The organism is Bacteroidales bacterium (genome assembly GCA_014860575.1).
In the GTDB taxonomy this organism is placed as follows: domain Bacteria; phylum Bacteroidota; class Bacteroidia; order Bacteroidales; family JAAYJT01; genus JAAYJT01.
This window is the reverse complement of the sequence record JACZJK010000027.1, coordinates 1-12,789: the sequence shown is the minus strand read 5'-3', so window position 1 is coordinate 12,789 and position 12,789 is coordinate 1. Positions and strand designations below refer to the sequence as shown.

Annotated in this window: 13 protein-coding genes, 1 tRNA gene and 1 other RNA gene; 11 read left to right on the top strand and 4 right to left on the bottom strand. The window is 42.4% G+C overall.

Annotation, left to right across the window (positions count from 1 at the left end; all coding sequences use genetic code 11):
* Positions 1–189 precede the first annotated feature (189 nt).
* A complete protein-coding gene (locus IH597_07430; GenBank protein MBE0662282.1) occupies positions 190–528 on the top strand; it encodes a hypothetical protein in 339 nt (112 codons plus the stop codon).
* Between the two features lie 228 nt (positions 529–756).
* Here the strand turns inward: IH597_07430 and IH597_07425 are convergent.
* From IH597_07425 to ffs, 4 genes are all read right to left on the bottom strand, one after another.
* Positions 757–829: transfer RNA gene (locus IH597_07425), tRNA-Lys, on the bottom strand.
* A 93-nt stretch (positions 830–922) separates the two neighbouring features.
* On the bottom strand, positions 923–1,264 hold the full coding sequence (locus tag IH597_07420; GenBank protein MBE0662281.1) for a cupin domain-containing protein: 342 nt from the start codon (positions 1,262–1,264) through the stop codon (positions 923–925).
* 124 nt (positions 1,265–1,388) lie between these two features.
* Positions 1,389–1,997: a threonylcarbamoyl-AMP synthase gene (locus IH597_07415; protein ID MBE0662280.1), complete on the bottom strand. Its 609-nt coding sequence runs from the start codon at positions 1,995–1,997 to the stop codon at positions 1,389–1,391.
* A 43-nt stretch (positions 1,998–2,040) separates the two neighbouring features.
* Positions 2,041–2,134, bottom strand: an RNA gene (ffs, locus tag IH597_07410) — signal recognition particle sRNA small type.
* Between the two features lie 195 nt (positions 2,135–2,329).
* On the opposite strand from ffs, the gene IH597_07405 reads away from it, so the two are divergent.
* From IH597_07405 to IH597_07360, 10 genes are all read left to right on the top strand, one after another.
* A complete protein-coding gene (locus IH597_07405; GenBank protein ID MBE0662279.1) occupies positions 2,330–2,911 on the top strand; it encodes a DUF4199 domain-containing protein in 582 nt (193 codons plus the stop codon).
* Entirely contained in the window at positions 2,911–3,846 is a 936-nt protein-coding gene (locus IH597_07400; GenBank protein ID MBE0662278.1) for a glycosyltransferase family 2 protein, read from the top strand. The genes IH597_07405 and IH597_07400 overlap by 1 nt, the downstream gene beginning before the upstream one ends.
* Positions 3,847–3,872: 26 nt before the next feature.
* Positions 3,873–5,018, top strand: coding sequence for a glycosyltransferase (locus tag IH597_07395; GenBank protein ID MBE0662277.1), 1,146 nt, complete (start codon positions 3,873–3,875; stop codon positions 5,016–5,018).
* Between the two features lie 104 nt (positions 5,019–5,122).
* A complete protein-coding gene (locus IH597_07390) occupies positions 5,123–6,148 on the top strand; it encodes a dehydrogenase (GenBank protein ID MBE0662276.1) in 1,026 nt (341 codons plus the stop codon).
* Between the two features lie 140 nt (positions 6,149–6,288).
* On the top strand, positions 6,289–6,813 hold the full coding sequence (locus IH597_07385) for a nitroreductase family protein (protein MBE0662275.1): 525 nt from the start codon (positions 6,289–6,291) through the stop codon (positions 6,811–6,813).
* A 38-nt stretch (positions 6,814–6,851) separates the two neighbouring features.
* Positions 6,852–7,427 carry an SIS domain-containing protein gene (locus tag IH597_07380; GenBank protein MBE0662274.1) on the top strand — a complete coding sequence of 192 codons (576 nt, stop codon included), beginning with the start codon at positions 6,852–6,854 and terminating at the stop codon, positions 7,425–7,427.
* Positions 7,428–7,618: 191 nt separating this feature from the next.
* The gene (locus IH597_07375) at positions 7,619–8,323 is read left to right on the top strand and encodes a nucleotidyltransferase family protein (GenBank protein ID MBE0662273.1); all 705 of its coding nucleotides are present in this window, start codon (positions 7,619–7,621) and stop codon (positions 8,321–8,323) included.
* Complete coding sequence (locus tag IH597_07370) at positions 8,298–8,861, top strand: HAD-IIIA family hydrolase (protein ID MBE0662272.1); 564 nt, start codon at positions 8,298–8,300, stop codon at positions 8,859–8,861. Before IH597_07375 ends, IH597_07370 begins: the two co-directional genes overlap by 26 nt.
* A gap of 44 nt (positions 8,862–8,905) precedes the next feature.
* Positions 8,906–10,360, top strand: a complete 1,455-nt coding sequence (locus IH597_07365) for a sodium:solute symporter (protein MBE0662271.1) — start codon at positions 8,906–8,908, stop codon at positions 10,358–10,360.
* 223 nt (positions 10,361–10,583) lie between these two features.
* On the top strand, positions 10,584–12,773 hold the full coding sequence (locus IH597_07360) for a glutamine synthetase III (GenBank protein MBE0662270.1): 2,190 nt from the start codon (positions 10,584–10,586) through the stop codon (positions 12,771–12,773).
* The last annotated feature ends 16 nt before the right edge of the window (positions 12,774–12,789 follow it).

Genomic DNA, 12,789 nt, shown 5'->3' with positions numbered 1-12,789 from the left:
GGGTTATTTCACCCTATCATGAAGATGATCCCTCCTTTTCAGATCATCCGCACATAAAAGAGTTAGCCGAAAACTACAACCGGCTGCTTGAATTATTCTCCCAGGCTTACAATCACACGCTTACACCTTTCTGATTTTCATTGCTGAGTAGCAGCCGGCCAGCGTTACCCCTGCCAGAATTTTACAACCATGCATCAATTAACAATAGATTTTGAGACCACCGGCCACGAGCCATTAACACCGGCGCCAACAGCCCGCCAGTTGCGATCCATGTACTACGAAAACATGATTCAGGCTTCAACCCTGAACAGGGAATTAAGGCGCCAGGACACCGCACAAAGAAACGCAGAGGTGCAAGCCCACCAGAACCGGATGAACGCCTGGCTGTCATCCGACCAGAAAGCAGAAGATCAACTTGACTCCATTATCACCAGGTTTGAAAAAGGCAAACCGCTATCAAAAAACGATCTCCAAATCCTGGAATCATTATATCTTCCAGATGTGCTCCGGGAAATTCTTGTGTCTTAAACTATTGCTGAGTAGCAGCCGGCCAGCCTTAACCCTCCAAAAAACAACTATAAAAATCATGAAAAGCAAAACCACAACAATCCAAACTTTAAAAAAACCTTTTCAAGCACTTGAAAAACAGCCTAATAACCCTCGTAAAATCTTTCCCGGGATGTTGTACCTATGTTGTACCTATTAAAGAAAAAAGCCTGCAAGTGTTTGACTTACAGGCTTTTATAAAACATCAAGTGATCCCGCTGGGATTCGAACCCAGGACCCCATCCTTAAAAGGGATGTGCTCTACCTGCTGAGCTACGGAATCGGTTCCGGTTTGGAGGGCGCAAAAGTAGACCTTATTCCTGAAATATCAAAAAAAATGTACTCAAAAAGTTTTTATTAACACGATATCAGAGCGTTACTTACTAAAAATGGTATGAATTGCCAGCCAGATACACTTAGGTTCAGTACTAGTGAAAGCAACGCGGTGGCGGGTATGGGCTGGAATCATCAGATAGTCACCCGGAATAAGTTCAATTATTTCATTGTTGTCAAACTCCAGCCTTGCCTGACCCTGTATTAATAAAACCCATTCATCAAGCTGCTGATCATACCATTTACCTTCGGGGGTAATGTGCCCGGTCGAAACAATTCTTTCTACTTTGAAATTATTACCGGACAATAATATTTCAAACATTTCCTTTTCAGAATCGTTTACATACTTCTCAAGATTGAAAATATTATCACTCTTCACTTTCATACTTTTTTAACAATAATCGGCAACCTTACCACTCCATCACCCCATCACTCCAGCACACCACTACTCCATTACCTCATTTCCTAACCGTATCACTGCATCGCTGCATAACTGTATCACAACCTTACTAAAGCAAACCTTTTCCTTCCCTCATAACCAATGGTTCGTCGCCGGTACAATCAATAATGGTTGAAGGTTTATTATCGCCGAAACCCCCATCAACAACAATGTCAACAATGTTTTCATATTTTTCGTGAATCAGCTCGGGGTCGGTGGTGTATTCTATGATATCATCGTCGTCATGGATAGAAGTGGTCATAATTGGGTTGCCGAGCGCTTTTACGATTTCAAGTGCGATTTTGTTTTCCGGGATTCTGATACCCACCGTCTTTTTGCGGCTCTGAAATATCTTTGGCACATTGTTGTTTGCGTTCAGAATAAAAGTGAATGCACCAGGCAGGCTATTGCGCATTAACCTGAAAACATCATTCGGTATGGGTTTGGTAAAATCCGACAATTGGCTGAGATCAGTAAAAACGAAAGTGAAATTTGCCTTCTCTTTCCTGATGCCTTTGATTTGCGCTATACGTTCAAATGCCCTGGATTTATAAATATCACATGCCAAACCGTACACGGTATCCGTAGGATAAATTATTACACCTCCATCGCTGAGGCATTCTGCTACGGTCTTAATCAGGCGTGGATTTGGGTTGTCGGGGTGAATTGTGAGTAACATACTGGCTGCATTCATTTATAAGGCTCAAAGATAAAAAAATGGGTAAGTCGATTATATCGCACCGCTACAACCGCCTACCCTTGCTTCCTTCCGGACCTGGGGGAGTTCAGCAGGAGCTGGTCGTATAAGACTTACCCGCGGCAAAGATAAAAAAAATAAACAGTAGTTGATATTTTTCGATTGCTAATGAATCATAATGAAAATCTAATGCCACTGTGAATTATTCGTGCTCAGAGTTCTTTTTGAAATGGCCTGGATCAAGAAATTTTAGTACCATGTGGTTTTTCTTACAGATATTCATCTAAATTTGCCTGTAATCAAAACTTAACTCCATGGAAAAATCACCCACCTTATCAGTTTCTGCAGCTCTAGCTGGTTTGTACATTGGCATAGCTTCTATTGTATATTTTATGTTATTGTATGTTTTCGGGATTATGCCGGTTGGTATCCTGAAACCTATTGTAATACTGATGCTTGGCTTTGCTATAAGCATTTTGATCCTTGTGATCACTTTGAAAAACTACAGGACTACAGCTGGTGGTTATATCACATTTGTAAATGCATTCCTTTTCGCTGCAATTGCATTGATCCTCTCAACCATTATCTCAGGCTTCTTTACCTACTTGTTCCTGCTGTATTTCGAACCGGACTATATCCGCAATATTATGGAAGCACAACTAACATGGACTGAGAATTTTATGGTCAAGCAAGGGCTTCCTGACGACCAGATAGATAAAGCCCTGAGCGGAATCATTGAAAAAATGGATGATCCATCACCCGTTTCGCAGGCATTTGGTTCGCTTCATATCAGCATAATCGTAAATATTGTTGTAGCACTTATCATTGCTGCCATCTTTAAGAAACCCAAAAGTATATTTGAAGAATCTCAGCCAACCGTTGAAACTAAATATTAATGGACCTTTCAGTAGTAATACCACTATACAACGAGGAAGAATCCCTGCCCGAACTTGTGCCCTGGATCGCAAGGGTAATGAGCGAAAACGCCTTAAGTTACGAAGTCATTTTGATTGATGACGGAAGCAGCGATGGCTCATGGAAGGTAATCGAAAAGTTGAGTGCAGGTTCCGGGAATGTGAAAGGAATCAAGTTTCGGCGGAATTATGGGAAATCTGCGGCTCTGAATGAAGGCTTTATTCTTGCCCAAGGTGATGTGGTTATTACAATGGATGCTGACATGCAGGACAGCCCTGATGAAATCCCCGGCTTATTTGATATGATAAGCAAAGAAAACTATGATTTGGTTTCCGGTTGGAAAAAGCGCAGGCATGATCCGATCACCAAAACAATTCCCTCCAGGTTTTTTAACCGGATCACACGTTGGTTCTCAGGAATAAAACTGCATGATTTTAATTGTGGGTTAAAAGCATACAAACGGGATGTGATAAAAAGCATCGAAATATATGGCGAGATGCATCGCTATATTCCAGTGATCGCGAAATGGGCGGGGTTCAGAAAAATTGGCGAGAAAGTGGTGGAGCATAAGGCACGCAAGTACGGATCAACCAAGTTTGGTATGGAACGATTCGTAAATGGATTTCTTGATCTGCTTTCCATCACATTTGTTACCAGGTTTGGGCAGCGGCCTATGCATTTATTTGGTTTACTGGGAACCCTCATTTTTATTGGGGGCTTCTTCATTGCTGCATATTTAGCCTATGGGCGCTTTTTTATGGGAATCTATCGGATGACTGAACGGCCTCTGTTTTACTTTGGGCTGCTTGCTATGGTGGTCGGAACACAGCTTTTCCTCACAGGTTTTATTGCCGAAATGATTGCGCGCAACTCAAACGACAAAAACAGGTACCAGATTGAAAAACGCATAGGGTAAAAGGCTGTTTGACTGTCACACAAGAAATGAAGCCAAAGAAAGTCATAATTATCGGATCAGCTTATCCTTTGAGGGGGGGCTTGTCAAATTTCAATGAACGGCTGGCGAGAGCTTTTTTAGCCGATGGATTTGAGACAACCATTTTTACTTTCAGCATGCAGTATCCTGCAATTCTTTTTCCGGGTAAAACGCAGTATTCTTCCGATCCAAAACCGGATGATCTTGATATTGAAGTTGCCATCAACTCAGTAAATCCAATAAACTGGCTTATCGTAGGCAATAAGGTCAAGAAGCTAAAACCCGATCTTGTGATCATTAAATTCTGGATTCCTTTTATGGCGCCATGCTTGGGAACTCTGGCCAGAATCATAAGATCGAATGGCATAACTAAAGTCATAAGCATTATTGACAACATAATTCCTCATGAAAAAAGAATGTTTGATAATGCTTTGGCTGGTTTTTTTGCCCGAAGCGTTGATGGGTTTTTAACAATGTCGCGATCTGTTCTCCAACAAGTTGAGCTTTTTAATATGAAAAGCCCGAAATTATTTTCACCTCATCCGATATACGATAACTTTGGTGAAAAGATCCCACGGGAAGATGCGTGCAGATTATTGAAAATTGATCCTGTAAACAAATACATTCTGTTCTTTGGGTTCATCAGGGATTACAAAGGTCTTGATATTTTGCTTGAAGCCATAGCATTACAGGATTTTAGAAAAAAAAAGGTAAAACTATTGGTTGCCGGTGAGTTTTATACCGACTCAAGACCATACTACGACATTATCAAGAAGCACAATTTGGCTGATATGGTAATTCTTAACACTGATTTTATACCGGATTCGAAGGTTTCTCTGTATTTTAGTGCTGCCGATCTTGTAGTTCAGCCTTACAAAAGTGCAACACAGAGTGGAGTTACCCAGATCGCTTATCATTTTGAAGTACCTATGGTCATTACAAATGTGGGTGGTTTGGCAGAATTTGTGCCTGATGGGAAAGTAGGCTATGTTGTTGAACCTAATGCGGATTCAGTTGCTCAGGCTATATCAGATTTCTTTAAAGAAGATAGGACTGCATATTTTCTTGGTCAAATTCGAACGGAAAAAATTAAATATAGTTGGGATTATTTTCTTGATAATATACTCAGGCTGTACGAAGTGATTAAACCATAAGCTGAAGAATATTCGTTTGAAGTATGATAAATTCGTAACAGTTTATTGGTTAGTGTAATGAATAGGACAGGGTAGTCGTTATAGAATGATCAAAGCAAATTGAGATTATGATAATAAGAAGTAAAGCACCATTGAGGCTTGGATTGGCTGGCGGCGGATCGGACGTCGCGCCTTATTCCGATCTCTATGGCGGGGCTATCCTTAACGCGACAGTCAATATGTACGCCTATGCCACCATTATTCCACGAAATGACGGCAAAATAATATTAAACAGTTTTGATAACCGACAGTCTTTCGAGCTTGATGCTGATAAATCGCTGAAACTGAATGGCGAGCTTGATCTTCTTAAAGGAGTTTATAATCGCGTGATCAAAGATTATATCAAAAAACCACTTTCATTTGAACTTACCACTTTTGTTGATGCGCCTCCTGGCTCAGGGTTGGGAACTTCTTCCACCCTGGTGGTAACAATTTTAGGGGCATTCACTGAATGGCTTAAATTACCATTGGGAGAGTATGATATTGCACGGCTGGCATACCAGATTGAACGCGTGGATCTTGGAATGGCCGGCGGAAAGCAGGATCAGTATGCCGCTACCTTTGGCGGGGTTAATTTTATGGAGTTTTACAAGGATGATAATGTCATTGTGAACCCCTTGCGCATTCGCAACACTTATCTCAATGAGTTATCGTATAGCCTGATTTTATTTTACACTGAAACCAGTCGTCTGTCTTCAAAAATCATTGAACAGCAGGCTAGCAATGTATTGCAAAATAAGGTCGAATCCATTGAAGCCATGCACCAGCTCAAACACCAGGCTTCAATGATGAAGGAAGCTTTACTCAAAGGTGATCTGGACGAAATTGGACGAATCCTTGACTATGGCTGGCATTTTAAAAAACAAATGGCCGAAGATATTACCAATGCTCAACTCGACCTGATTTATGAAACAGCCAAAAAAGCCGGTGCCAGTGGCGGAAAGATTTCCGGTGCAGGTGGCGGAGGTTTTATGATATTTTATTGTCCCGAAAACACCCGTTCACAGGTAAGCCAGGCACTGGAAAAATTAGGAGGAAAAGTTCAGCGGTATGAGTTTACAACCATGGGCTTAACCACCTGGACGCTATAAATTGCGATAGTATCGCTCCAAGCGATCCTATCGCTAAAAAACCATAAATTAATAATGCTCCAAGCGATCCTATCGTTAAAATGATAATTTCCCGAATGTGTCATAAATATAGAACCAAAGCAAAATAAAACCACAGATCTATGCAATTCAACCAATTAGCCAGAAAGCGATATTCAACCCGAAAGTACGACACAAAACCCGTTGAAAAGGAAAAGCTTGAATATATTCTTGAGACAGGTAGGATAGCGCCTTCTGCCGCCAATTACCAACCCTGGTACTTTGTTGTCTTAGAGGAAGAAGAGTCCCGGGAAAAGATCTGGGAAGCTTACAATCGCCCCTGGTTCAAAGAAGCGCCGGTAATCATCGTATTGTGCGCTGACCATAAAATATCCTGGAAACGGCTGGACGGGAAAGACCACGCAGATATTGATATTGCCATCGCCGCCGATCACATGACCCTTGCCGCCGCTGAGCTTGGACTGGGTACCTGCTGGATTTGCAATTTCGATTCGTTGAAATGCTCTGAGGTTCTGAATTTGCCCACGCATATCGAACCGGTTGTGATCCTCTCGCTGGGATATCCCCTGGATGTTTGTGATCCTGACCGCCATCTTGCCAAGCGCAAAACGCTCCTGGAAGTTGTAAGATGGAATGGATTTGAGTAAAGAAAAGTATCTTTGCCTTTTTCCAAAAAATCCCGTTTATGGATATAAAAGCGATTATTAATGAATCAGCCAGGCTCAAATTGGAGATACTGGCTGATGAGGTTATGCTTCTACGGATCGAAGAGGTTATTGCTGCTACCGTGAATTGTTATAGAAATGGCGGTAAGACACTTTTTTGTGGAAACGGTGGCAGCGCTGCCGATGCTCAACACCTTGCTGCTGAACTTTCCGGCCGCTTCTATTTTGACCGCGAACCGCTTGATGCTGAAGCATTGCATGTGAATACTTCGTATCTCACGGCTGTCGCCAATGATTATTCTTACAATGAGGTATATGCACGTTTGGTTTCAGCCAGGGGCCGCAAAGGCGATGTGATATTTGCATTCTCAACTTCCGGCAACAGCCCGAATATTGTAAAAGCCCTTGAAGTAGCTAAAAAAAACTATTTGGTCTGCGTTGGTTTTACCGGAAAAAAACCTTCCGACATGGACGCACTCTGTGATATTATTTTCAAGATGCCAACGGCCGATACCCCCCGCATCCAGGAGTTACATATTTTACTTGGCCATATTATTTGCCAGGGAGTTGAAGAAACCTTGTTTAAACGTTCATGAGAATTCCACATTCCACATTCCAAATTCCAAATTCCAAAATCCAAATTCCAAAACATCCAAATGAATAATTTCAATTAGCAGAATAATTCATTAAGAAATGGAAGGTTTAATAATCTTGAATCTTAAATCTGAAATTTTGAATTTAAGAAATCGTCAATCTGAAATCGTCAATCTGAAATCGTAAATTACCTATGCCCGAAGCCATCATACTTGCCGGCGGTTTTGGAACCAGGCTGCAAAAAGTACTGGGCAATATCCCAAAGTCAATGGCCCCGGTTGCCGGGCGTCCTTTTTTGGAATACCTGCTCGATTATCTGATTTTACACGGGATCAATAAATTTGTGTTGTCTGTAGGTTACCGAAGTGAATTTATAAGTGAACATTTTGGATCAGAATACAGAGGTGTTGAAATCGTGTATGCTATTGAAGAAGAGCCTTTGGGTACCGGAGGCGCCATCAATCTTGCTCTGGGTAAATGCCATGACGATCATGTATTGGCCCTGAACGGCGACACACTTTTTCTTGCTGATCTGAAAGATTTTTACTCGAAGCATCTGAGCTATAATCCCAGAATTAGTATTGCATTGCGCGAAGTGGAAGATATTTCGAGGTATGGCTCGGTTCGGATCAATAATGATTTTATTCTTACTGCCTTTGGTGAAAAGTCGGCACAAAGAATTGAAGGACTGATCAATGCCGGAATATACTGCATAAATCGAGAATGGTTCATGGCCAACACTTTACGCGGGGCATTTTCCATTGAAAAGGATTGTTTCGGGCAATGGTACAAACAGGGACTGATTGCTGGGTTTCCGTACAATGCTTATTTTTTGGATATTGGCATTCCGGAAGATTATCAAAGAGCACAACATGAGTTTGAAAAACTTACATATTGATGCGTCCTGGACTTTATTCCTTGACCGTGATGGTGTGATTAATCAACGGCTTCCCGATGATTATGTTAAATCACCAGACGAGTTTGAACTGATTGCAGGAGTTGCTGAAGCAGTTATGGATCTTAGCACAAGGTTCGGGAAAATTATAGTTGTTAGCAACCAGCAAGGCATCGGTAAAGGTTTGATGACGGAAAGCGACCTGGAAATGGTTCACAAAAAAATGTTCAGCCTGATCAGTAATGCCGGTGGAAAGATTGATGCGGTGTTTTTTGCTTCATCGCTCGCCCACGAGCAAAATATCATGCGAAAACCAAACATAGGCATGGGGTTGGCGGCTCGTAAAAAGTTTCCGGAAATCCGGTTTAAACGTTCGATCATGGCAGGTGATTCTTTCGGCGATGTTCAATTCGGAAAACGCCTGGGCATGAAAACAGTCTTAATCGGCGATGATGTTAACATTGCAAAACTTCATCCCAAACTTGTAGATTACCATTTCGCGGATCTCCATTCATTTTCAAAAGCGTTGGTAAACTCATGAGATCATTGCATTTTAACACCTAAAGCTCATCAAACTATCCATCCATGCACCCAACTACCATTCTCCTGATTTTTGCCGCTTATACTTCAATGCTTTTTGTGATCGCATGGTTCACATCGCGGAAATCAAACAATGAATCTTACTTTATCGGAAATCGCTCATCGCCCTGGTATATTGTAGCGTATGGCATGATAGGGGCATCGCTTTCGGGAGTAACTTTTATTTCGATCCCCGGAGATGTTGGCACTTCGCACTTTTCGTATATGATGATCGTGATTGGTTACCTGCTGGGTTATGCCGTGATCGCACAGGTTTTGTTGCCTTTATATTATCGGCTGAACCTAACATCAATTTACTCCTACCTCGAAACACGCTTTGGGTTCTTTTCCTATAAAACCGGAGCTTTTTTCTTTCTTCTTTCCCGCAGCATTGGCGCATCTTTCAGGGTATTTCTTGTAGTGAATGTGCTCCAGCTTTTTGTATTTGATGCCTGGAATGTTCCATTTGTTGTTACTGTGATCCTGTTCATGGGCCTCATCATTCTCTATTCCTTCAAGGGTGGGATCAAAACCATTGTCTGGACTGATACCTTACAAACAACTTTCATGGTCTTAGCTGTGATTGTCAGTATATTGCTTATCTCAAAAGATATGAACCTTTCCCTGGGTGCGCTGATAAAAGCTGCTGCCGACAGCGAGTATTCACAGATGATCATCACCGATTGGACTCACAGGCACTTTTTCCTGAAACAGTTTTTTGCCGGAACCTTTATTGCTATTGTGATGACCGGACTTGACCAGGATATGATGCAAAAAAACCTCAGTTGCAGAAACCTTCGCGATGCTCAGAAAAATGTGTATGTAATGAGTTGGATGCTTGTTCCGGTGAACCTACTTTTCTTGTTCCTGGGATTGGTGCTTTATCTTTACGCTAACGCCAATAATGTAGTTATTCCCGGAAGCACAGATGACCTTTTCCCTATTATTGCCTTGCAACATCTTGGGCCGGTAGCAGGCATTATTTTCTTCATCGGGCTTGTGGCGGCTGCATACTCCAGCGCTGACGGTTCACTTACTTCACTTACAACATCATTCAGTGTGGACTTCCTGGGGCTGAAAAAAAATGAATTGTTGAGCGAAAAAAGGAAGATTCAGATCAGGCAATGGGTGCATTTTGCAATGGCTTTCCTGCTGATTCTGATGATCCTGATCTTCCGGGCCATCAGCGACCAGTCAGTAATACAAAAACTTTTTACCATTGCCGGCTATACCTACGGGCCTTTGCTCGGATTATATTCTTTCGGTTTATTTACCAGGTTTTCAGTAAAAGACAAATGGGTTCCTTTGATTGCTATTCTTTCACCAATCATCTGCTGGCTTTTAAGTGCGAACTCAGAGCAATGGTTGTGGGGTTATAAATTCGGGTTTGAACTGCTTATTCTTAACGGACTGATAACTTTTATCGGATTGTGGATGCTCAGAAACAAAACAACCAGATGACTGTTTTATGACATTCCGGGAAAGTAAGAGACAAGACACAAGAACCAAGAGGCAAGAATCAAGAACCAAGTCCCAAATCCCAAGTCCCAAATTCAAAGAAGAACCAAATGACAAATTAACCAATCGGTAAATTAACCAAACACTACTCCAACACTCCAATACTCCATTACTCCAAACCAAGTCATAATCAGCATCACAGCATCACAACAAAACCAATCAAAACATGAGCAACATACGCTTTAAAGCACTTGAGAAATCATGGTCGAGAACCAAAAAGCAATCTAATGTACCGAATGCTAAAGTATCCGACTATTTCGGCGAACTGGCTTTTAACAGGGCAGCCATGCAGGAATATCTTCCGCAGGAAGTGTACAAGAAGGTACTACACGCCACTGAAACCGGTTCGCGGCTCGACCGATATATTTCCGACCAGGTGGCAGCATCAATGAAAGCATGGGCAGTAAGCAAAGGAGTAACGCATTATACACATTGGTTTCATCCGCTTACCGGCGCCACTGCCGAAAAACATGATGCCTTTGCCGATCCTACCGACGATGGCAGTGCAATAGAAAATTTCAAAGGCACTGACCTGATCCAGCAGGAACCCGATGCTTCAAGTTTTCCCAGCGGTGGCATGCGCAATACTTTTGAAGCACGCGGCTATACTGCCTGGGATCCGACTTCACCGGCATTCATCATTGATAAAACCTTGTGCATTCCTACAGTATTTGTTTCCTACACAGGCGAATCACTGGATTACAAAACACCACTTCTAAGAGCGCTTGGTCTGGTTGACAAAGCTGCTACAGATATTTGCAGATATTTTGACAAGCACACCAAAAGGGTGCATGCAACATTGGGGTGGGAGCAGGAGTATTTCCTGGTCGACAGTGCTTTGTTTCGTGCCCGCCCTGACCTTGCGCTTACCGGCAGGACAGTTTTTGGCCATTCTTCAGCCAAGGATCAGCAATTATCCGATCACTATTTCGGAACCATACCCGAGCGTGCACTGGACTTCATGAAAGATTTTGAGTACGAAGCCCATCGTTTGGGAATTCCAGTAAAGACACGTCATAACGAAGTTGCTCCCGGTCAATTTGAATGTGCACCAGTTTTTTCTGAGGCAAACCTGGCTGTGGATCAGAACCAGTTGTTGATGCACCTCATGGAGCGGGTTGCTGTGCGTCATGATTTTAATGTGCTTTTTCATGAAAAACCTTATTCAGGTGTGAATGGCTCGGGAAAACATAATAACTGGTCGCTGATGACGGATGCCGGCGAGAACCTGCTCTCGCCAGGGAAAACCGCAAAATCAAATTTCCGTTTCCTCGTTTTCCTGGTAAATGTAATCAAGGCTGTAAACAATTATCCTGAGCTACTCAGCGCCTATATTGCATCCGCAGGCAACGATTTGCGGCTTGGCGGACATGAAGCTCCTCCGGCTATCATTTCTGTGTTTATTGGATCGCAACTTTCTCAAACTCTCGATGAATTTGAAAAGAGCAAGAAAAACGGCAAAGTCAAATCCGGAAAAAGCGGGGGTCTGAATATCAACATCCCCAAAATTCCTGAAATCTTACTTGATAATACCGATCGCAACCGCACATCGCCTTTTGCATTCACAGGAAATAAGTTTGAATTCAGGGCGGTTGGCTCCTCTTCCAATTGTGCCCGCCCGATGATTGCACTAAATTTGTTAGTGGCTGATCAGTTGATTCGGTTCAAAAACGATGTTGAAGCCCATGTTAACATGGGAACCAATAGAGAAGAAGCAATTTTTATGGTGCTCAGGCAGTATATTGCTGATTCAAAGCGCATCAGGTTCGAAGGGAATAGCTACAGTGAAGAATGGAAACTAGAAGCCAATAAGCGGGGATTGCAAAATATACAAAGTACGCCCCTTGCATTGCACGCTTTCGTTGAGCCACATATCATTGCGCTTTATAAAAAGCATAATATTCTTAGCGAACGCGAACTGCTTGCACGTTTTGAGATCAAACTGGAGCAGTACACCAAGAAAATCCAGATCGAATCACGGGTACTCGGTGATCTGGCATCAAACCATATCATACCCACCGCAATTCGTTATCAGAACACGTTGATCGAAAATGTGAAAGGCCTTAAAGAGGTGCTGGATTCAAAAACCTATGTAAAGCTTTCAAACAACCAGATTCAGACCATCAAGGAAATTTCCGAACACATCAGCGAAATAAAAGCCAATGTTGCCCTCATGCTCGAAGAGCGCAAAAAGGCAAACCGCATGGAATCTGTGAGCGAGAAAGCCCTGGCCTATAGCGCCCAGGTTTATCCCTACCTTGAAGTGATCCGCACCCATGTTGATAAACTGGAGTTACTCGTTGACGATGAATTGTGGCCGATGCCGAAATACAGGGAGTTGCTTTTTATAAGGTAAAAGCCCCAAGCCCCAA